General features: G+C 65.5%; 22 protein-coding genes. 12 read left to right on the forward strand and 10 right to left on the reverse strand.

All coding sequences use genetic code 11. From position 1 onward, the window contains the following. Positions 1–11: 11 nt before the first annotated feature. Entirely contained in the window at positions 12–1,115 is a 1,104-nt protein-coding gene (gene nadA, locus Q8Q80_RS08710) for a quinolinate synthase NadA (protein WP_305632538.1), read from the reverse strand. A 10-nt stretch (positions 1,116–1,125) separates the two neighbouring features. Then, positions 1,126–1,575, reverse strand: a complete 450-nt coding sequence (locus Q8Q80_RS08715; RefSeq protein WP_305632539.1) for a rhodanese-like domain-containing protein — start codon at positions 1,573–1,575, stop codon at positions 1,126–1,128. 325 nt (positions 1,576–1,900) lie between these two features. On the opposite strand from Q8Q80_RS08715, the gene glnA reads away from it, so the two are divergent. The 10 genes from glnA (at position 1,901) to Q8Q80_RS08765 (ending at position 10,556) form a co-directional block, all read left to right on the forward strand. Further along, positions 1,901–3,313, forward strand: coding sequence for a type I glutamate--ammonia ligase (glnA, locus tag Q8Q80_RS08720; RefSeq protein ID WP_305632540.1), 1,413 nt, complete (start codon positions 1,901–1,903; stop codon positions 3,311–3,313). 157 nt (positions 3,314–3,470) lie between these two features. Next, on the forward strand, positions 3,471–3,953 hold the full coding sequence (locus Q8Q80_RS08725) for a DUF4124 domain-containing protein (RefSeq protein ID WP_305632541.1): 483 nt from the start codon (positions 3,471–3,473) through the stop codon (positions 3,951–3,953). Positions 3,954–4,025: 72 nt separating this feature from the next. After that, positions 4,026–5,129, forward strand: a complete 1,104-nt coding sequence (gene glnL / locus Q8Q80_RS08730; protein WP_305632542.1) for a nitrogen regulation protein NR(II) — start codon at positions 4,026–4,028, stop codon at positions 5,127–5,129. Beyond that, positions 5,126–6,541, forward strand: a complete 1,416-nt coding sequence (gene ntrC, locus Q8Q80_RS08735) for a nitrogen regulation protein NR(I) (RefSeq protein ID WP_305632543.1) — start codon at positions 5,126–5,128, stop codon at positions 6,539–6,541. The genes glnL and ntrC overlap by 4 nt, the downstream gene beginning before the upstream one ends. Positions 6,542–6,597: 56 nt before the next feature. Beyond that, entirely contained in the window at positions 6,598–7,401 is an 804-nt protein-coding gene (locus tag Q8Q80_RS08740; RefSeq protein ID WP_305632544.1) for a biotin--[acetyl-CoA-carboxylase] ligase, read from the forward strand. Position 7,402: 1 nt separating this feature from the next. Beyond that, positions 7,403–8,170, forward strand: a complete 768-nt coding sequence (locus tag Q8Q80_RS08745) for a type III pantothenate kinase (RefSeq protein WP_305632545.1) — start codon at positions 7,403–7,405, stop codon at positions 8,168–8,170. Positions 8,171–8,241: 71 nt separating this feature from the next. Then, on the forward strand, positions 8,242–8,925 hold the full coding sequence (locus Q8Q80_RS08750) for an SPOR domain-containing protein (RefSeq protein WP_305632546.1): 684 nt from the start codon (positions 8,242–8,244) through the stop codon (positions 8,923–8,925). Then, positions 8,922–9,545, forward strand: coding sequence for a dephospho-CoA kinase (coaE, locus tag Q8Q80_RS08755; RefSeq protein WP_305632547.1), 624 nt, complete (start codon positions 8,922–8,924; stop codon positions 9,543–9,545). The genes Q8Q80_RS08750 and coaE overlap by 4 nt, the downstream gene beginning before the upstream one ends. 61 nt (positions 9,546–9,606) lie before the next feature. Continuing rightward, positions 9,607–10,362: a cell division protein ZapD gene (gene zapD, locus Q8Q80_RS08760; protein WP_305632548.1), complete on the forward strand. Its 756-nt coding sequence runs from the start codon at positions 9,607–9,609 to the stop codon at positions 10,360–10,362. 23 nt (positions 10,363–10,385) lie between these two features. Beyond that, positions 10,386–10,556, forward strand: coding sequence for a DNA gyrase inhibitor YacG (locus tag Q8Q80_RS08765; protein WP_305632569.1), 171 nt, complete (start codon positions 10,386–10,388; stop codon positions 10,554–10,556). A gap of 572 nt (positions 10,557–11,128) precedes the next feature. Here the strand turns inward: Q8Q80_RS08765 and Q8Q80_RS08770 are convergent. The 4 genes from Q8Q80_RS08770 to Q8Q80_RS08785 are packed head-to-tail and all read right to left on the reverse strand — an operon-like array spanning position 11,129 to position 16,794. Further along, the gene (locus tag Q8Q80_RS08770; protein ID WP_305632549.1) at positions 11,129–14,071 is read right to left on the reverse strand and encodes a valine--tRNA ligase; all 2,943 of its coding nucleotides are present in this window, start codon (positions 14,069–14,071) and stop codon (positions 11,129–11,131) included. Between the two features lie 29 nt (positions 14,072–14,100). Beyond that, a complete protein-coding gene (locus tag Q8Q80_RS08775) occupies positions 14,101–14,871 on the reverse strand; it encodes a hypothetical protein (protein WP_305632550.1) in 771 nt (256 codons plus the stop codon). Next, positions 14,868–15,296: a DNA polymerase III subunit chi gene (locus Q8Q80_RS08780; protein ID WP_305632551.1), complete on the reverse strand. Its 429-nt coding sequence runs from the start codon at positions 15,294–15,296 to the stop codon at positions 14,868–14,870. The genes Q8Q80_RS08775 and Q8Q80_RS08780 overlap by 4 nt, the downstream gene beginning before the upstream one ends. A gap of 4 nt (positions 15,297–15,300) precedes the next feature. Continuing rightward, positions 15,301–16,794: a leucyl aminopeptidase gene (locus Q8Q80_RS08785; protein ID WP_305632552.1), complete on the reverse strand. Its 1,494-nt coding sequence runs from the start codon at positions 16,792–16,794 to the stop codon at positions 15,301–15,303. Positions 16,795–16,920: 126 nt separating this feature from the next. Here Q8Q80_RS08785 and lptF point away from each other — a divergent pair, with 126 nt between their 5' ends. Beyond that, positions 16,921–18,003, forward strand: a complete 1,083-nt coding sequence (lptF, locus tag Q8Q80_RS08790) for an LPS export ABC transporter permease LptF (protein WP_305632553.1) — start codon at positions 16,921–16,923, stop codon at positions 18,001–18,003. A 2-nt stretch (positions 18,004–18,005) separates the two neighbouring features. Continuing rightward, positions 18,006–19,079: an LPS export ABC transporter permease LptG gene (lptG, locus tag Q8Q80_RS08795; RefSeq protein WP_305632554.1), complete on the forward strand. Its 1,074-nt coding sequence runs from the start codon at positions 18,006–18,008 to the stop codon at positions 19,077–19,079. 27 nt (positions 19,080–19,106) lie between these two features. On the opposite strand, the gene Q8Q80_RS08800 is transcribed toward lptG, so the two are convergent. The 4 genes from Q8Q80_RS08800 to Q8Q80_RS08815 form a co-directional block, all read right to left on the reverse strand. Next, a complete protein-coding gene (locus Q8Q80_RS08800) occupies positions 19,107–19,538 on the reverse strand; it encodes an RDD family protein (RefSeq protein WP_305632555.1) in 432 nt (143 codons plus the stop codon). 87 nt (positions 19,539–19,625) lie between these two features. Then, the gene (locus tag Q8Q80_RS08805; protein ID WP_305632557.1) at positions 19,626–20,078 is read right to left on the reverse strand and encodes a DUF3106 domain-containing protein; all 453 of its coding nucleotides are present in this window, start codon (positions 20,076–20,078) and stop codon (positions 19,626–19,628) included. Next, the gene (locus tag Q8Q80_RS08810) at positions 20,078–20,500 is read right to left on the reverse strand and encodes a DUF3619 family protein (protein WP_305632558.1); all 423 of its coding nucleotides are present in this window, start codon (positions 20,498–20,500) and stop codon (positions 20,078–20,080) included. Before Q8Q80_RS08810 ends, Q8Q80_RS08805 begins: the two co-directional genes overlap by 1 nt. After that, positions 20,497–21,063 carry an RNA polymerase sigma factor gene (locus Q8Q80_RS08815; protein WP_305632570.1) on the reverse strand — a complete coding sequence of 189 codons (567 nt, stop codon included), beginning with the start codon at positions 21,061–21,063 and terminating at the stop codon, positions 20,497–20,499. The genes Q8Q80_RS08810 and Q8Q80_RS08815 overlap by 4 nt, the downstream gene beginning before the upstream one ends. Positions 21,064–21,070: the final 7 nt, after the last annotated feature.

The raw sequence follows: 21,070 nt of genomic DNA on the forward strand, positions 1-21,070 counted from the left end.
GGCAGACGTCCTCAGGGCGAGGCGGCCAGCATGCGGTCGAGCGCGAGTTTGGCCGGCACCGCTTCATGTTCCGGCACGCTGATCCGGTTCACCACCTGGCCTTCGGCAAGATTCTCGAGACACCAGGCGAGATGCTGCGGATCGATGCGCTGCATGGTCGAGCACATGCACACGGTGGGCGCCATGAACTGCACGGTCTTGCCTTCGTGCTTCACCTCTTCGGCGAGGCGATTCACCAGATTCAGCTCTGTACCCACCAGCCACTTCGTGCCCGGCGCGCCGGCCTTCACCGTCTTCAGGATGTATTCGGTCGAACCGACGTAATCCGACTGGCGACACACTTCGAGGGCGCTTTCCGGATGCGAAATGACGAGGCCATCCGGATGCTGGTTGCGCCAGCGCAGGATGTGCGCCGGCTGGAACATCTGGTGTACCGAACAGTGACCCTTCCAAAGCAGGATTTTCGCCTTTGCCACCTGCTCGCGGGTCAGGCCGCCGTTTTCCAGATCCGGGTCCCACACCACCATGTCGTCGAGCGGAATGCCCATCTTGTAGCCGGTCCAGCGCCCGAGGTGCTGGTCGGGGAAGAACAGCACCTTTTCGCGGCGTGCCAGCGACCACTCGAGAATGCTGGCGGCGTTCGACGAGGTGCACACGATGCCGCCGTGCTCGCCGCAGAAGGCCTTCAGGTCGGCTGCCGAGTTGATGTAGGTGACCGGCGTAATGAGCGCATCCGGGTCGCCGGTCATGTCGCGCAGTTCGCGCCAGCAGCGTTCCACCTTGGCCAGGCTGGCCATGTCGGCCATCGAACAGCCGGCGGCCAGGTCGGGCAGGATGGCGATCTGTTCCGGGCGCGACATGATGTCGGCCACTTCGGCCATGAAGTGCACGCCGCAGAACACGATGAATTTCGCGTCCGTCTGGCTGGCGAGGCGCGCCAGCTTCAGCGAATCGCCGGTCAGGTCGGCGTGGCGATAGACATCTGCCCGCTGATAGTGGTGACCGAGGATGACCGCGCGCTGGCCGAGCTTTTCGCGCGCCGCAAGAATGCGCGACTGCGCCTGGTCGTCGGCCAGCGCGTTGAAACGGTCAAAGGTGATGTTGGCGACTTGCATCGGGTGTCCTTCAGGTCTGGCTCCATGGCAGGCCGGCCTTGCGCCAGCCACCCGCGGTGTTGCGATGGCCGTTGGCGTCCAGGTCTCCCTCGAATCCTTCGAGGATGTTGTAGGCGTTGCTGTAACCCGCTTCGGCCGCGACGGCCGCAGCGCCGTGCGAACGTCCGCCGCTGCGGCACAGGAACATCACCAGTGCTTCGGGATCGACCTGATGCTTGAGCTGGGTGAGGAAATCCGGGTTGCGCTGGCCGGATGACTGGTTCCATTCGATCTGTACCGAATCCGGCACCTCGCCGACCCACTGCCATTCGGCCGCCGTGCGCACATCGACGATGCGTGCCCCGGGCGCGAGCCTGAGCAATTCGTGGGCTTCGGCCGGCGTCACGGCACCGGCGTAAGGCAGTTGGAGCTGCTGCGCACGTTCCCGTGCGAGACCGAGTATCTGTCCGAGTGTAGCCATGGCTGATGTTCAGGCGAATAAAAGTGGTCGAAGTATATCGTTCGGCGCCCCCGACACCTCGTCGCACCGAAGTGGTGCGCACGAAAATGCCTGTGCATCAAGTCGGTGCGTATTCGGTGGCGTTCGGCTGCCCGGGCGGCGACAATGCGGCCTGTGGCACAATCCCGGGGCGAAATCCGGTGCGTGGCACGCGAACTGCTTTAGTCAGCGCTGCGACAGCCGCCGCGCCTGAACGGTTGCAGCGCGCCAAAGACTCGCCCAAAACAGGAATTACCCCGTTAAAAGCTGACCGAGCAACATCCATACATCCATCGTAGGAGAAATCATGACGACCGCGAAGAAGGTACTCGACATCATCAAGGAGAAGGAAGTCAAGTTCGTTGATTTCCGTTTCACCGACACCCGTGGCAAGGAGCAGCACGTGGGTGTGCCGGTCAGCGCCTTCGACGCCGACAAGTTCACCGAAGGCCACGCTTTTGATGGTTCGTCGATTGCCGGCTGGAAGGGTATCCAGGCTTCGGACATGCTGCTGATGCCGGATCCGGAAACCGCCTTCATCGACCCGTTCTTCGACGAAACCACGCTGGTCATCAGCTGTGACGTCGTCGAGCCGTCGGATGGCAAGGGCTACGACCGCGATCCGCGCTCGATCGCCAAGCGCGCCGAAGCCTTCCTGAAGTCGTCCGGCCTGGGCGATACCGCCTACTTCGGCCCGGAACCCGAATTCTTCATCTTCGACAGCGTCGAGTGGACGGTCGACATGTCCGGCTGCCGCGTGCAGATCTTCTCCGAAGAGGCTGCCTGGGCATCGGGCGAGAAGTTCGAAAGCGGCAACACCGGTCACCGCCCGGGCGTCAAGGGCGGTTACTTCCCGGTCCCGCCGGTCGATTCGCACAATGACATCCGTGCTGCCATGGTGCTGGCACTGGAAGCCGTCGGCATCCCGGTCGAAGTGCATCACCACGAAGTCGCGACCGCCGGCCAGAATGAAATCGGCACCAGGTTCAACACGCTGGTGCGCCGCGCCGACTGGACGCAGACGCTGAAGTACATCGTGCACAACGTCGCCCACAGCTACGGCAAGACCGCCACCTTCATGCCCAAGCCCATCGTCGGCGACAACGGTTCCGGCATGCACGTGCACCAGTCGATCTGGAAGGACGGCAAGAACCTGTTCGCCGGCAACGGCTACGCCGGCCTGTCCGAGTTCGCGCTGTACTACATCGGCGGCATCATCAAGCACGCCAAGGCGCTGAATGCGATCACCAACCCGGGTACGAATTCGTACAAGCGTCTGGTGCCGCATTACGAAGCCCCGGTCAAGCTGGCCTATTCGGCGCGCAACCGCTCGGCGTCGATCCGCATTCCGCACGTCGCGTCGGACAAGGCACGCCGCATCGAAACGCGCTTCCCGGATCCGCTGGCCAATCCTTACCTGTGCTTCGCCGCGCTGATGATGGCGGGCCTGGATGGCGTGCAGAACAAGATCCACCCGGGCGAGCCGGCCGACAAGAACCTGTACGACCTGCCGCCGGAAGAGGACAAGCTCATCCCGACCGTGTGTGCCAGCCTCGACGAAGCCCTCGATGCGCTCGCCGCAGACCATGCCTTCCTGACCAAGGGCGGCGTGTTCTCGGAAGACTTCATCGCGGCCTACATCGAACTGAAGATGACCGAAGTGAATCGCATCCGCATGACGACCCACCCGGTCGAATTCGAGATGTATTACAGCCTCTGATCGCCATCGGTCAGCATATGCCGGCGTGGCGTCAGCCCGCGCGGCATGTGAAGCGTTAGGGAAAAGGACGGCATTTAGCCGTCCTTTTTCATTGTCACTGCGCAAGTGTGCGCCCTACACTCGCGCTGCTTCGACCCGAAACGCCCAGGTGATCCACATGCTACAAGGTCTGAACCGTATCCTGATTGCCGTGGCAAGCCTGCTTGTTGCAGCGCCCGCCACGGCAGAAATCTACAAGTGCGTCGACGCTGAAGGCCACACGACCTACACGAACGAAAAGTCGCGCGCCAGCGGATGCAAGGTGCTGGCCAGCGACATGCCGGTCAGTTCGGTGCCTGGTCCGGCCGCTGCCACGCCCAAGCCGGCCGCCAATGCGGGCGGTGGTTTCCCGAGCGTCAGCAACGACCAGCAGAAGGCGCGCGATTCCGAACGCAGGCGCATCCTCGAGACCGAGCTTGCGACCGAAACCGGCAGTCTCGAAGAGGCGCGCAAGGCGCTGACCGAAGGTGAAGCGGTGCGTCTGGGCAACGAGCGCAACTATCAGAAGTATCTCGACCGGATACAGGGGCTCAAGGACAATGTGGCTCTGCATGAACGCAATGTCGATGCGCTGCGCAAGGAGCTGTCCAAGCTGCCCTGAGCGCAGTGCGCGCACCGGCCTGCCGATGGATCGGCAGGCAATACTGGCGCGCTTCTTGCGTGGAATGCGGTCATGACTGCATCCAAGCCCGGCAGGTCGTCCCGCCACCCATCCCGCGAATGGTCCGAACGCTTCAGCGGGCTGGAACTGCTTGCGAGCGCGGTGGCGCTGCTCGATGCCGAGCGGCACATCGTCTACCTGAATCCGGCGGCCGAAAACCTGTTCGCCGCCAGCCTCGCCAAACTGCACGGCAAGCACTTCGACCGGCTGATCGGCCCGATGCACGGCCTCGATAGCGCACTCGACAATGCGCTCGCCAACAACTGGAGCTATACCGGTCACAACCTGTCGGTCGACCGGCAGATCGGCGGATCGCTGCAGCTCGACTGCACGGTGTCGCCGGTGCATACGGAAGACGCGCGCATCCTGCTGGAATTCCGCCCGATCGACCAGCAGTTGCGCATCGCGCGCGAAGAGCAGGTGCTGCAGCAGCAACAGGCCAACCGCGAGCTGATCCGCAACCTCGCGCACGAAATCAAGAATCCGCTCGGCGGCATCCGTGGTGCCGCCCAGCTGCTGGAACGCGAACTTGACCGGCCCGAACTGCGTGAATACACGCAGGTCATCATCAACGAATCGGACCGGCTGCAGGACCTGATGAACCGTCTGCTGCATTCGCATCGCGCGATGCAGGTGACCACGGTCAGCATCCACGAAGTGCTCGAGCGCGTCCGCCTGCTGATCGCCTCGGAATTTCCGGACGTCGAGGTCGAGCGTGACTACGACACCAGCCTGCCGGACCTGACGGCCGATCGCGAACAGCTGATCCAGGTCGTGCTGAACATTGCGCGCAATGCCGCGCAGGCGATGAAGGGCCATGGCAGCATCCGGCTGCGCACCCGTGCCCACCGGCAGGCGACGCTGGTGAAGCGCCGGCACAAGCTGGCACTCGAATTGCAAGTGATCGACAACGGCCCGGGCATTCCGGAAGACCTGGTCGACCGCATCTTCTATCCGCTCGTTTCCGGCCGCGACGACGGCACCGGACTCGGGCTCACGCTGGCGCAGAGCTTCGTGCATCAACACCACGGCACCATCGAGGTGCAGAGCCGGCCGGGCTACACCGTTTTCACAATACTGCTGCCGTTCAAGCAAGGCACTTCGGAGAAACCATGAATCCGGTCTGGATAGTCGATGATGACCGCTCGATACGCTGGGTGCTCGAAAAGGCGCTGGCGCGCGAGTCGATCCCGTATTCCGCCTTTTCCACCGCACAGGAAGCGCTCGACGCGCTCGATGCCGGCGGCCAGCCGCAGGTGCTGGTGTCCGACATCCGCATGCCGGGCGAATCCGGCCTGTCGCTGCTGGAAAAGGTCAAGGCGCGCCACCCCAGCCTGCCGGTCATCATCATGACCGCCTACTCTGACCTGGACAGCGCGGTCGCCGCCTTCCAGGGCGGCGCCTTCGAATACCTGCCCAAACCGTTCGATGTCGATCACGCGATCGAACTGGTGCGCCGGGCCATCGAAGAGAGCATGCACCAGGCCAGCGCGCCGGCCGAAGCCGACATGGCACCGGAAATTCTCGGCAAGGCGGCGTCGATGCAGGACGTGTTCCGCGCCATCGGCCGCCTGGCGCAGAGCCACGCCACCGTGCTCATCAACGGCGAATCGGGCACCGGCAAGGAACTGGTGGCGCGCGCGCTGCACCGCCACAGTCCGCGCCGCGACGCCCCTTTCATTGCGATCAACACCGCCGCCATCCCGCGTGACCTGCTCGAATCCGAGCTGTTCGGCCACGAGCGCGGCGCCTTCACCGGCGCCACCGCGATGCGCCGCGGCCGCTTCGAACAGGCCGACGGTGGCACCTTGTTCCTCGACGAAATCGGCGACATGCCGTCGGAGCTGCAGACGCGCCTGCTGCGCGTACTGTCCGACGGCCACTTCTACCGGGTCGGCGGGCATTCGCCGATCAAGTCGAACGTGCGCGTGATCGCCGCCACCCACCAGAATCTGGAAGACCGGGTGAAGCAGGGGCTGTTCCGCGAAGACCTGTTTCACCGGCTGAACGTGATCCGGCTGCGCATTCCGCCGCTGCGCGAGCGGCGCGAAGACATCGTGCTGCTGGCGCAGCACTTCATGACCAAGAGCGCGCAGGAACTGGGCGTCGATGCCAAGCGCCTGTCCGAGCCGGCGACCCGCTACCTGCAGGGCCTGGAATTTCCGGGCAATGTGCGTCAGCTGGAAAACCTCTGCCACTGGCTGACCGTGATGGCGCCCGGGCAGGTGGTCGACGTGAAGGATCTGCCGGCCGAACTGCGCAGCCAGCCGGCGCGCGAAGCCGCGGGTGACTGGGGTGCGGCGCTGGCGTCCGAAGTCGATCGCCTGATCGCGCTCAAGCAGCCGGCGCTGTTCGACCATCTGATGCAGGAATTCGAACGCACGCTGATCCGGCGTGCGCTCGCCAGCACCGGCGGGCGGCGCATCGAATCCGCGCAGTTGCTGGGCATCGGCCGCAACACGATCACGCGCAAGATCCAGGAACTGAACATCGAAGGCGGGCGCGAAGTCGAAACGGACCTCGAGTAGTCCGACCTGCATGACGGCGGCTGGCTGCATGCAGCCGCCCGGCTACAATCCGCCGCATGACTGCCCACGCCGAAACCGCCGTTGCGGACACCGCCCTTGCCGACGCGCTGCGCCAGCGCGCCCGCGCCGTTCCCGAAGACTGGACAGTCGAGGTGTGCGCCGCCTGCACCAGCACCAACAGCGTGTTGCTCGATCAGACGGGGCGCGACACCCGCTTGCTGTTCGCGCTCGAACAGACGGCCGGCCGCGGGCGGCGGGGTCGCGCATGGACGGCCCGCCCGGGCGACAGCCTCACCTTTTCACTGCGCCACACTTTTGCGCTGCGTGCCGACGCGCTGTCCGGATTGAGCCTGGCGGTCGGCGTTGTGCTGGCCGACGCGCTGCTCGCGCGCGGCATCACGGACATCGCCCTCAAGTGGCCGAACGACCTGATGCGGGCTGACCGCAAGCTGGGGGGCGTGCTGATCGAACTGTCATCGCCGCCGGCCGGCGACACGACCGCCGTCATCGGCATCGGCATCAATCTCGCGCTGCCGCCGGCAGGCGACTACGCCCATGCTCCGGCGGCGCTCTATCCCGATGCGCCTGATCGCGAAGTCTGGCTGGACGTCGGTGCAGCCCTGGCCGACGCGCTGGCCCGCATGCTGCCGCAGTTCGCGGCACAGGGATTCGCGCCCTTCGTCGATCACTGGAACCGCTACAACCTGCATGCCGGCCGGGTGGTCTCGGTGACCGGCGACCGCACGCAACTGTGCGGACGCTGTCTGGGGGCCGATCGCGACGGCGCGCTGCGGCTCGACTGCGACGGCCGGGTCGAGCGTGTGCTCGCCGGTGACGTGTCGCTGCGTGCGGCGCCCTGACATGCGCTTGCTGATCGACGCCGGCAACAGCCGCATCAAGTGGGCCTGGTGCGACAACGGCCGCCCGGGCGCGGTATCTGCCCTCGATGTAGCCACGCTTGAGGTGGCGGCGCTGGCGCATGCGTGGCAGGCGGCGACAGCTGCGCACTACACCTGCGTGGCGGGCGACGCCGTCGACGCCGCCATCCGGCGCGCGTTGCCGCCGGACTGCGTGGCACAGCGCGTGTTCGCCGGGCCGACGGCCTGCGGCATCGCGAACCTGTACGACCAGCCGGCCCAGCTGGGCGCCGACCGCTGGGCCGCCCTGATCGGCGCACGCGCGCTGCAGCCCGGGCCGCTCGTCGTCGCCACCGCCGGCACCGCCACCACCATCGATGCACTCGACGCCGACGATCGCTTCATTGGCGGCTACATCCTGCCCGGACTGCGCCTGATGCTCGAATCGCTGGCGCGTCACACCGCCGGTCTGCCGCACGCCGCCGGTCATGCCGCCGACTGGCCGCGCAACACCGACGATGCCATCCACAACGCGTGCACCGATGCCCAGGCGGCACTGATCGAACGCGTGCGCGAACAGCTGGGTCCGCAGGCGACCGTGCTGCTGTCCGGCGGCGCGGCGAGCGCGATTGCGCCCCGACTGCGCTGCGCCCACCGGCGGGTGGACGATCTGGTGCTGCACGGGCTGGCCCGGCTGGCGGCTGCGGACAACGGCCCGGATGTGATGAAATGCTGTTCGGGACGGGACGGCGTGAATGAAGGCCCGGACTGAAGTGTCCCGAATGACATTTTCCGGATGAACCATCCTCTCGACGGCATTGCGCCGCGCCACGGACATTGACGATGCGTCTCGCTTTTTTTCTGCTGCTGCTGGTCAATGTCGCGCTCTATCCCTTCGTGTCCGGCCTGATCGCCGGCAAGGGCGACGGCAGCGAACCGCTGCGCATAACCAGCCAGATGAAGCCTGACAGCATCCGCATCCTGCCGTCCGGGGGCGAGGCGCCGATCGCTGAGGCCGTGGCTGCACCGGATGTTGAAACGGTGGTGGCGGCCGACGCCGATGCGCCGGCGGTGTGCCGGGCGTTGGACGGCCTGTCGCGCGAACAGGTCGATGCACTGACCGCACGCATCGGCGCGCAGCAGCTTGCGCTGCAGCTGTCGGAAGTCGAACAGACCGAAACCACCGCCTGGTGGGTGCACATTCCCGACATGCAGACGCGTCAGCTCGCCGAGCGCAAACAGGCTGAACTGCGCGCGCTCGGCGTACGCGAAATGATCGTCATGGCGGATCCGGTCGATCCGCAGAAGCTGGCCGTGTCGCTCGGCCTGTTCAAGACCGAGGCGGCTGCGACGGAACTGCTGGCCACATTGAACGGGCAGGGCGTGCGCAGCGCGCGCATCGCACCGCGCGAGGGCCGTGCCGGCCGCTACCGGGTCGAAGTGCGCGGCGCCGGACCGGAGCTCGCGGCCTTGTTCGACAGTTTCCCGGCGCTCGACGAAACGACCCAGCGGACCGACTGCCAATGACCTTCGTGGTCGGGCTGACCGGCGGCATCGGCAGCGGCAAGTCGGCCGTGGCCGAGTTGTTCGTGCAGCGCGGTGCCGCGCTGGTCGACACCGACGCCATCGCACACCAGCTCACCGGCCCGCACGGCGACGCCATCGCGCCGCTGCGCGAGGCGTTCGGCGATGCCTTCATCACGACCGACGGCGCGCTGGATCGTGCCCGCATGCGTGCCCGCGTGTTCGCCGAACCGGCGGCCCGTTCCCGGCTTGAAGCCCTGCTGCACCCGTTGATCCGCACCCGGGCGCGCGACGCGGTGGCCGCCAGCGCCGCGCCCTATGTGGTACTGGCGGTGCCGTTACTGATCGAATCGGGCGACTGGAAGGCCCGCTGTGACCGGGTGCTGGTGGTCGATTGCCCGGTGGACTTGCAGCGCGACCGGGTGCGCGCCCGCAGCGCCCTTCCGGCTGACGAAATCGACCGCATCATCGCCGCGCAGGCGTCGCGCGACGCCCGCCTTGCAGTGGCCGACGATGTCATCGACAACGCGGGCGCGCGCGCGGCGCTCGCACCACAGGTCGATGTGCTCCATGCGCGCTACATGGCGCTCGCGGAACGTGAAAAACCCGCGTCGGCGTTGTGACTCAGGGGCTTTTCCGTCAGAATCATGAGAATTTGCTTGAACAAGTCCCGGACAAGCCCCTGTGATTACATACGAATATCCTCTGAACGAGCGCATCCGCACGCTGCTGCGCCTGGAGGACCTGTTCGAACGCACGCAGCATTTCATGCGTGCCGAAGGCGCGCATGAACATCACGTTGCACTGGTCGGCCTGTTCGAGATTCTCGAAGTCGCTTCGCGTGCCGACCTGAAGGTCGATCTGGTGCAGGAACTGGAGCGCCAGCGCCAGACGCTGATGTCCTTCCGCAATAACCCCGATATTTCCGAAGAAGCCCTGTCCGGCGCGCTGTACGAGATCGAACAGGCCAGTACGGCGCTGCTGTCGATGGCCGGCAAGATAGGCCAGTACCTGCGCGAGAACGACTGGCTCATGAGCATCAAGAGCCGCACCGCGATCCCGGGCGGTCTGTGCGAATTCGACCTGCCGTCGTATCACTACTGGTGTCACCGCGATCCGTCGCTGCGCCAGGCCGATCTGGTCGGCTGGCTGACGCCGATGCTGCCGATCCGCGACGGGCTGACCATCGTGCTGCGCCTGCTGCGCGCCAGCGGCCGACCGGAACGTCACATTGCAGGCAGCGGCGCGTTCCAGCAGATGATGGGCGGCAAGTCGGCCCAGATGCTGCGTCTGCGCGTGTCGATGGAAGAAGCGGTCACGCCGGAAATCAGTGCCAACAAGTACGCGCTCAATATCCGCTTCGTCGCGCCCGGCGGCCACGCCCGCCCGCGCGTGACCGAAACCGACGTCGGCTTCGAACTGACCTTCTGCAATCTGTGAGCACTCCGGGCACCGGCGGTCGCATCGTCACCTGTCCGCGCTGCGGCCAGCCCGCCGTCTACGCGCCGTCGAACCCGGCACGGCCGTTCTGCAGCCCGCGCTGCAAGAATTCCGATTTCGTTGCCTGGGCGAACGAGGAATACCGTGTGCCCGATGCGTCGCCCGAGGTGCCGCCGGACGAAGACATTTCTTAAGCTCGGCGACCGGAATCGCCTGCGGGGGCGGAACGGAGGTTTCGGCGAGCACGGCTCGTCGCCCGTGGAGCCGGTCGGCCATGCAGGGCCGACCGTGGGACGGCTCCTGCGAAAACCGAGACGCTGTTGCCCTTCGTAGGAGCGGACCCTGTCCGCGATCTGCACGTCGATCATGCGCTGCCGCATTTAGAAGACCGCATCGCCTGCAGGGCAGGCTCCTACGAAAACCGCGACGGTGCTGCCCTTCGTAGGAGCGGACCCTGTCCGCGATGCGTACGTTGATCACGCGCTGCCGCATTTCGGAGACGGGAATCGCCTTCGGGGGCGAAGCGGGGGTTTCGGCGAGCACGGCTCGCCGCCCGTGGAGCCGGTCGGCCATGCAGGGCCGACCGTGGGACGGCTCCTGCGAAAACCGCTGTGCTGCCTGCCTTTCGTAGGAGCGGACCCTGTCCGCGATCTGCGCATCAATCAGGCGCTGCCGCATTTCGGAGACCGGATCGCCTGCGGGCACGTGCCTGCTGTTACAAGGCGGCCAGGGCCACGGCATGCACCGTGCGCCCTGACGCTGCCTGTCAGCCCAGCCGGCCGAGCTGTTCCTTCAGTTTGCCAAGCAGATCACCAAAATCGGTCATGCGCTTGCGCTCCTGTTCGACCACATTGGCCGGTGCGCGGCCGACGAAGCTTTCGTTGCCCAGCTTGGCTTCACACTTGGCGATCTCGCCAGTGACCCGTGCGATTTCCTTGCCGATCCGCTCGCGCTCGGCAGCCACGTCAATCTCGATCTTCAACAGCAGGCGGAAGTCGCCGACCACCTGTACCGGAGCCGGCGAGGCCGGCAGTTCATCGCCGACCGCCTGCACTTCGCTCAGCCTGGCCAGGGCCGCGAGGTAGGGCGCATAGCCCGTGATCGCCTCGACATTGCCGGAGGCCAGCAGCGGTACCTTCTGCGCTGGCGACACGCTCATCTCACCGCGCAGGCTGCGGCAGGCGTCGACCATGGACTTCAGTTCGGTCACCCAGGCATCCGCTGTCGCGTCGATCCGGCTCGGCACCGCCTGCGGATAGCGCACGATCTGGATTGAGTCCCCCTCCTTGCGCGCCGCCAGCGGCGCGACCGTCTGCCACAGCTCTTCGGTGATGAACGGAATCAGCGGGTGGGCCAGGCGCAGCACGGTTTCGAGCACGCGCAGCAGGGTGCGGCGCGTGGCGCGCTGCTGCGCCGGCGTGCCGTTCTGGATCTGCACCTTGGCCAGTTCGAGATACCAGTCGCAGTACTCGTCCCACACGAAACGGTAGATGGCCTGCGCCACCAGGTCGAAGCGGTACTCGCCGAACTGCTTTTCAACTTCGGCCTCGACGCGCTGCAATTCGCTGACGACCCACAGGTCGGGCGCCTGGAAGTGCAGTGCGCCTTCAGGGCCGCAGTCTTCATTGCACGGCGCCAGCCCGCAGTCCTGGCCTTCGCAGTTCATCAGCACGAAGCGGGTCGCGTTCCACAGCTTGTTGCAGAAGTTGCGGTAACCCTCGCAGCGCTGCATGTCGAACTTGATGTCGCGGCCCGGGCTGGCCAGCGAGGCGAAGGTGAAGCGCAGCGCGTCGGTGCCGAAGGCCGGAATGCCGTCCGGGAATTCGCGGCGCGTGCGTTTCTCGATCTGTTCCGCCTGCTTCGGGTTCATCAGGCCGGTGGTGCGCTTCTTCACCAGGTCGTCGAGCGCGATGCCGTCGATCAGGTCGATCGGGTCCAGCACATTGCCCTTCGATTTCGACATCTTCTGGCCTTCGGCGTCGCGGATCAGGCCGTGCACATAGACGTCGCGGAACGGAATGCGGCCGGTGATGTGCGTGGTCATCATGACCATGCGCGCCACCCAGAAGAAAATGATGTCGAAGCCGGTGACCAGCACAGACGACGGCAGGTAGAGGTCGAGCGCCGGATTGTTCTTGTCCGGATTGCCGGGCTCCCAGTCGGGGGTCCAGTCCAGCGTCGAGAACGGCCACAGCGCGGACGAGTACCAGGTGTCGAGTACGTCTTCGTCGCGCTTCAGAAGCGGCAGGTTTTCCTTGATGGCGTAGTTGCGGCCGACCTCGGGCAAGGTGTCGCCGGACATTTCGCGCGCCATCGCGGTGGCGACGGCGAGGCGCTTCAGGTCCGGATTCGCCTGCGCCAGAAGCTCGAAGTACTTCTGGTAGGCCTCGGCTTCCGAGTGCGCGACGAATACGTTGCCGTTCTCGTCGTACCAGGCCGGGATCTGGTGGCCCCACCACAGCTGGCGCGAAATGCACCAGTCCTGGATGTTGTTGAGCCACTGGTTGTAGGTATTCACCCAGTTTTCCGGGTGGAAGCGGATTTCGCCGCTGGCCACCACGTCGAGCGCTTTCTGCGTGATGCTCTTGCCGTCGGCGCCCGGCTTGCTCATCGCGACGAACCACTGGTCGGTCAGCATGGGCTCGATGACCGCATTGGTACGGTCACCACGCGGCACCTTCAGCGTGTGCTTGTCGGTCTTGTCGAGCAGACCGACCGCTTCGAGATCGGCGACGATGGCCTTGCGCGCGGCGAAGCGGTCCATGCCCTGATACTTCGCGGGGGCGTGCTCGTTGATCTTCGCGTCCAGCGTGAGGATGGAAATCATCGGCAGACCATGGCGCTGGCCGACCGCGTAGTCGTTGAAGTCGTGCGCCGGTGTCACCTTGACCACGCCTGTACCGAATTCGCGGTCGACATAGTCGTCGGCGATGACCGGAATTTCCCGGTCGGTCAGCGGCAGCTTCACGGTCTTGCCGATCAGCGCGGCGTAGCGCTCGTCTTCCGGATGGACCATGACGGCGACGTCGCCCAGCATGGTTTCCGGACGGGTCGTGGCGACGGTCAGATGCCCCGAACCGTCGGCCAGCGGATAGCGGATGTGCCACAGCGAGCCGGCTTCTTCCTCCTGCACCACTTCGAGGTCCGACACGGCCGTGCCCAGAACCGGGTCCCAGTTCACGAGGCGCTTGCCGCGGTAGATCAGGCCTTCTTCATGCAGGCGGACGAAGGTTTCGGTGACGATCTTCGACAGGCCTTCGTCCATCGTGAAGCGTTCGCGCGTCCAGTCGGGCGAGGTGCCCAGACGGCGCATCTGGCGCGTGATGGTCGAGCCGGAGAATTCCTTCCACTCCCACACCTTTTTGACGAAGGCCTCGCGGCCGAGGTCGTGGCGCGAAATGCCCTGGGCGTCGAGCTGGCGCTCGACGACGATCTGGGTCGCGATGCCCGCGTGGTCGGTGCCCGGCTGCCACAGCGTGTTGTCGCCGCGCATGCGGTGGTAGCGCGTCAGCGCATCCATCAGGGTCTGGTTGAAGCCGTGACCCATGTGCAGCGTGCCGGTGACGTTGGGCGGCGGCAGCAGGATGCAGAAGTTGGGCTTGTTCGGGGTGTCTGTGTCCAGACCGGCAGCGAAGTAGCCGCGCGATTCCCACTCGGGGTACCAGCGGCGCTCGATGTCGGCCGGTTCGAAGCTCTTGGCCAGCGTCATGACGGGTTCGCGTAAAAGCAAACCGTCGATTATAGAGGCTGGTCCGGTGCTTCCGACGGGTCGCGGGACAGCGCGGCGGTGACCACTGCCACGCTGCGCGCCTCGATTTCGCCGGCGATGGTGTCGCGCAGGTCGAGCACCGCCTGCTCGCGGATGCGCGCCGTGGCGTTGTCGACTGCGGCACCCATCGCGGCTTCGAGCGCGGCGCGCAGTTCAAGCCCGACCAGCGCCGGCAAGGTGGTGCGGCTCCAGTCATCGATGAGACTCTGGATCAGCGGCGCCAGATCGCCGAACTGCTGCGTCAGGGCATGTGAGGTGTTCTGCTGCAGCGCGTCCCGGAGTTCAGCGCTGACTTCCGCCCGGACCGTATGGCGGGCTTCGTCCAGCAGATCCAGCCGTGTCTGCGCAGCGACCTCCTGTGTGACGCGCTCGGTGACGTCGCGCGTGACCTGCTCGGTGACTTCCGTCGTCACCTGCTGCGTGACCTGCCGCGTCACGTCTGCCGTCACCGCAGCCGTGACCTCGGCAGAGACCCGTGCCGTCACCTCGGCGGTCACCCTCTCCGTCACTGCAGCGGTCACGTCGGCAGTCACGCGCTCCGTGACCTCTGCCGTGACCTGTGCGGTGATTTCCGCCGTACGGTCTTCCGGTTCCGGGACGGCGATCAGCGCGTCGAGATCGATGGCTTCGGTCAGCAGCGGAATGCCGTCGTCGACCGGGGCCGGCGCGACATGGCCGGCGACGAAGCTGCGGCTGCGCCGCATCAGGCTGTCCGCCCGGCCAAGCAGGTCGTCACTCATGCGGTCTCCGCCGTGGCGTGTCGGGTGTGCAGGTCACAGCCTTGCTGCCGGTAGAACACGAAGCGCGCACGGGCGGCTTCGCGGTCTTCGGCGTCGCGGCCGACGATTTCGACGATGTGCTCGCGCTGCTCGAAGCCTTCCGGCACCTGGGCCGACAGGTTCAGCAGCACCGCGTCGGCCGGCGCCAGCGCGGGATCGCGACCGATGCGCACGGGACTGGCGTCGGCCAGCGGGTGGCCGTCGCGCACATGCGGCACGAAGGCGAGGTGCTCGAAGGTCCACAACATCTGATCGACGCGCGCCGCGAGCAGGTCATCGGCGCAATGGATCCACACCCGGCGCCCGGCAGCGTGCCAGCCTGCGACCAGTTCGCAGGCGTGGCGCAGCTTGTCGGGCGCGTCGTGGTGGAAGTCGACCCGGGGCATGGGCTCAGAGCTTGCCGGCGCGTTCGAGCAGGAAATTCACCAAAAGCGGCACCGGCCGGCCGGTCGCGCCCTTGTCCTTGCCGCTCTTCCAGGCGGTACCGGCGATGTCCAGATGCGCCCACTTGTACTTCTTCGTGAATCGGGACAGGAAGCAGGCGGCGGTGATGGAGCCGGCCGGGCGACCGCCGATATTGCCCATGTCGGCGAAGTTGCTCTTCAGCTGCTCCTGGTAGTCCTCCCAGATCGGCAACCGCCAGGCGCGGTCGAGCGCACTCTGGCCGGCGGCCAGCAATTCGTCGGCCAGCGCGTCGTCGTTCGCCATCAGGCCGCTGGTCACGTGGCCGAGCGCGATGATGCAGGCGCCGGTCAGCGTCGCGATGTCAACCACGCAGGCCGGCTCGAAGCGTTCGGCGTAGGTCAGCGCATCGCACAGGATGAGCCGGCCTTCGGCGTCGGTGTTCAGGATTTCGATGGTCTGGCCGGACATCGACTTGACCACGTCGCCCGGCCGCGTTGCCGCGCCGCCCGGCATGTTTTCGACCGTCGGGATCAGACCGACCACATTGATCGGCAGCTTCATCGCCGCGATGGCCTGCAGCGTGCCGAGCACGCTGGCGGCGCCACACATGTCGTATTTCATTTCGTCCATGCCTTCGCCGGGCTTCAGCGAAATGCCGCCGGAGTCGAAGGTGACGCCCTTGCCGACCAGCACCACCGGCGCATCGGCCTTCTTGCCGGCGCGATACTCCATGGCGATGAATTTCGGCGGCTGGCGGGTACCGGCTGACACCGACAGCAACGAACCCATGCCCAGTTTCTGCATGTCGGCGCGTTCCAGCACGGTCACCGCGATGCCGCTCTTGCGGCCCAGTTCCAGCGCCTGCTCGGCCAGATAGGTCGGCGTGCAGACGTTGGGCGGAAGGTTGCCCAGGGTTTTCGTGAAGGCGAGGCCGTGGCCGATGGCCGCACCCTGCACCAGCGCTTCTTCCGCCGCACTGGCGCTGCACTTCTTAGGCAGCGTGAAGGCCATCTTTGCCAGCGCACGCGATTCATCCTTCTTGTGGCGGGCGTGCGTGTCGTAGCGGTACAGCACGTCAAGCACGGTGCTTGCCGCCAGGCGCAGCGCACACGCGCCGCCGGACTTGCGCGGTGCTTCGTCGGCCAGCGTGCACACCGCGTCGGAAGCACCCGTGTCGCGCAGCGCACGCACGGCCGAAGCCACTGCGTCGCGGTACTCGCGGGCGCCGAATTCCTTCTCCTTGCCCAGACCGACCAGCAGTACGCGCTCGGCGGCAACGCCGGGCAGCTTGTGCAGCAGCAGCGTGCTACCCGTCTTTCCATCCATGTCGCCGCTGTCGGTGATTTCGCCGATGCGGCCCTTGCTTGCCGCGTCGAGCGCAGCCGCGGCGACAGTGAGCTTGCGGGATTCGTAGACGCCGACGATCAGCGCACCGGTGCGCAGTTTCTCGGGGCTGCCGCTCTTTATGCTAAATTCCACCCGCTTCTCCTCAAGTCAATTCGCGCCGCTTCAATCGCCCGATTATCGGTGTGAAGCCGCACACGAGTCAAAAAAGAACGCTGCGACGCGCCCCGGCGCAGAGCCGTTCCGCACGGAGCCCCAGGCTTGATCTTCCAGCGCGCCGCCCTGCGCGAATTCGCCAGCACAGCCTTGACGGTCTTCGTGGCCCTGTTTGCCATCGTGCTGTCCACGCAACTCGTGCGCCTGCTCGGACAGGCAGCCGGCGGAAAGGTGGCATCCGAAGCCGTGATGGCGCTGCTTGGCTTCGGCGCGCTGCGCTACCTGTCGGTCATCCTGTCGCTCACGCTGTTCATCGCCATCCTGCTGTCGATGTCGCGCAGTTGGCGCGATTCGGAAATGGTCGTGTGGTTTTCGACCGGCGTGTCGCTGACTGCCTGGATACGCCCGGTGCTGGTGTTCGCCGTGCCGCTGACCGTGCTGGTGGCGGTGCTGTCGCTCTATCTCGCGCCCTGGGCGCTCAACAAGAGTGCCGAATTCCGCACCCGCATGAGCAATCGCGATGACGTGGCCCAGATGTCGCCCGGCAGTTTCCGCGAGTCGTCCCAGGCAGATCGCGTGTTCTTCGTCGAAAGCGGCGAGGGCAAGGACGGTGCCGTGAAGAACATCTTCGTCAGCACGACCGACAAGGACAAACTGGGTGTGATGGTGGCGGGCGACGGCTACACGCAGACGGTTGAGAACGGAGATCGCTTTGTCGTGATGCTCGAAGGGCGTCGCTACGAGGGCGTACCGGGCAGCCCGGAGTACCGCGTAATGGAATTCGAGCGCTACGCAGTGCGCATCGAAACGCGCGAGGCGCAAGGCGTGGAGTCACGGCCCTATCTGCGTACGGTCGAGGAACTGTTGGCCGATCCGACACCGCCGAACAACGGCGAACTGGCGTTCCGCATCGGCCTGCCGATCGCTGCGCTCAATCTGGCGTTGCTGGCGATCCCGCTTTCCTTCGTCAATCCGCGCGCCGGACGCGCCACCAATCTGCTGACCGCGCTGCTGATCTACCTGATGTATTCGAACCTGCTTAGCGTCACGCAGGCCTGGGTCGCGCAGGGCAAGCTGTCGCTGTCCGGCGCACTGTGGTCGTTGCATGGCGGCATGTTCCTGCTGCTCGCCCTCATGTTTGCGTGGCGCACGTATTCGCACGTGCCGCGGGCCTGGCTGAATCGCTGATCATGCTGATACACGAACGCTACTTGCGGCGCGAGGTCGTGCTGGCCACCCTGCTGGTGCTGGCGTCGTTTCTCGGCCTGTTCGGCTTTTTCGACCTGATCAACGAACTGGATAACCTCGGGCGCGGCAATTACGGGCTTGAGCATGCGGTGATGTACACCGTGCTGACGATGCCCGGCCGCGTGTATGAAACGCTGCCGATCGCCGTGCTGATCGGCGGGCTGTATTCGCTGACCACGCTGTCGCGCCACTCCGAAATCACCGTGCTGCGGGCATCGGGCGTTTCGACGCCGCAACTGCTGCGTCTGCTGGCACGCATCGGTCTGCCCTTTGTCGTGTTGACCTTCGTCACTGGCGAGTTCGTCGCGCCGCCCGCCGAAAAGGCGGCGCAGGAACTGAAGCTCGCCGCCCGTTCGCAGTTGCTGACCAGCGAGTTCCGCAGCGGCTTCTGGATCAAGGACGAGAACGACTTCGTGAACGTGGGCAGCGTGACGCCGGACGGCAAGCTGCAGCAGCTCCGCATTTTCGAGTTCAACGATAGCCGTGTGCTGCTGTCGGTGCTGGAAGCCGCCGGGGCGGCCTATCTGCCGCCCGAGGGCTGGACGCTGACCGACGTCACCCGCACCGAATTCACCGACAAGGGGGCGCGGGTGAGCCGATCGGACAGCCTGGTGTGGGAATCGGGGTTGAGCCCCGACGTAATGAGCGTCATGCTGGTCGTGCCCGAACGCATGTCGGCCTGGAAGCTCTGGCACTACATCCAGCACCTGGTCGACAACCGGCAGGAAACCGGTCGCTACGAAATCGCGCTGTGGAAGAAATTCACCTATCCGCTGGCCTGTATCGTCATGCTGGCACTCGCGCTGCCATTCGCCTACATGCACAACCGCAATGCCGCGGTCAGCATCAAGGTATTCACCGGCGTGATGATCGGTGTGTTCTTCCACATGCTGAACGGTCTGTTTTCCAACCTGGGCGCCATCAATTCATGGCCGCCCTATGCGGCAGCGCTGACGCCGGGCCTGCTTTTCATGTTCGCCGCGGCGGCCATGCTGTGGTGGGAAGACCGGCGATGACTTGCGGCTTCAGCCCTTACACGCGATTTACTTGACGCGGATCACCCGCGTGCCGGCCAGCCGGTCATGCAGAAACTGGCGTTCGCGATCGAACAGCGCCCAGATCAGCCCGGCGCCGCAGAACAGCACCGACGGCCAGCTCAGCAGATAACGCAGCACGGCGCGGCGCCAGTGCGGCGGTTTGTCCTGCGCCGCATCGACCACCCGGATACCCCAGGTCTGCATGGCCAGTGTCTGGCCGCCACTGCGCCAGTAATGCACGAAGTACAGGCCGAGCAGCGAGAACGCGTGCAGCCACGCAAACCAGCCCTGCGGCGCCACCTCGAAAAACAGGCCTATCGCCAGATAAGGCAGCATGAAGCCGGCGGCCAGCACGCCCAGCAGCAACAGGGATTCGTACAGCAGCGAAGCGAGGCGACGGCGCAGGCCGGCAGCCGGAAAACGGATGAGATCTGACATCTGGAAGTTCGGGAGCGTGGAACGGCGACCCGGGGGGGCTGCTGAAGTGCGGATCGCCTTCCAGCAGACCTCGGAAAACTGCGCAGTCTACTTGCGTACCGGAGTCGCGGCGGCAGCGCCCGGTGCTTTTTCTGCCGGGCGTTGACTGTCATTGAAGCGCTTGCGTTCTTCGCGCGACAGGCTTTCGTAGGCTTCCCACTTGCGCGCAAGTGCTTCGCGCTGATCGGGCGGCATGGCCTGCAGGCGCTTGTAGCGCTCCCGTGCCTCGACCCGCTCTTCCGGCGTAAGGCTGGACCAGTAGCTCATGCGCGCGCGCATACGGGCCTGTTCATCGGGGGTCATCGATGGGAATCGCTGCGCCAGTTCGAGCCATTTCCGGCGCCTATCCTCGTCAAGGTAGTTCCAGTCACCCCCCAGCGGGGCGAGCACATCGCGCTGTGCCGCGCTCAATTGCTGCCAGTCGGGCGGGTCGCTGGCCCGTGCAGGGACTGCTGCGGTGATCGCCAGCAACACTGAAACCACGCACAGCAGGGCGCGCATCAGACGCCTCCCTGGTGCGCGACCCAGGCGGCGAAGCCGCGATCGAGGTAGGCATCGATCGGCAGGTCGTCAGTCAGCAGCGCGCTGTCGATTTCGATGACTTCGCTGTGATCCGCGTTCGCGGAATATTGTCCGGCAACGGTGGCGACCACTGCCAGCATGATGATGCCGAGCGCCGGAGATATGACGTCGCGCAGCCAGTGCTGGCCGACACCTGGAAAGCCAGCCAGCTGGAACAGTGCAATGGGCGCCCGCCGTCTCGACGCGTGCAGCGCAAGCGCCTTGTCGCGCGACTGGCCCAGACGGAATACGATGTCCGGCGGCAGAGCGGCGCTGGCAGCTTCCAGTGCGGCATGCGCTCGCTGGCCGATGGCCGCCTGTTCGAGCGCAGTCGGCTCGGGCCTTATGAGGGGATTGTTCATAACTTGACGCCGCGCAGTTTCAGGGCGGCGGCCAGAGAATGCGTGGCGCGCGAGCAGTGCGTCTTCACACTGCCCTCGGAGCAGCCCATGACCGCCGCAGTTTCGGAAATGTCCATTTCTTCCCAGTAACGCATCAGAAACGCCTCTCGTTGACGGCCCGGAAGCCGGGAAATCTCCCGCTCGATCAGCGCCATCACTTCCGCCTGCCCGACGTTCTGCTCCGGGCTGCGGCCGAGCGATGACGGGTCGTCGACCACCATGGTGTCGAGCAGATCGTAATCATCATCGTCATCCGTGCCCGAAAAGGCCGACAGCAGTGTCGTCCAGGTCGAGCGTACCTTGCGCCGCCGGAATGCGTCGCGGATGACGTTCTGCAGGATGCGCTGGAACAACATCGGAAACTCGCCGGCTGGCCGGTCACTGTACTTTTCCGCCAGTTTGAGCATGGCGTCCTGCACGGCATCGAGCGCGGATTCGTCATTGCGCAACGCGAAGACAGCCTGTTTGAAGGCACGCCGTTCCACGGCGGCGAGAAAGCTCGACAGTTCTTCTCTGGAAGCCAGATTGATT

The sequence above is a fragment of the Methyloversatilis sp. genome (assembly GCF_030698125.1).
Taxonomy (GTDB): Bacteria; Pseudomonadota; Gammaproteobacteria; order Burkholderiales; family Rhodocyclaceae; genus Methyloversatilis.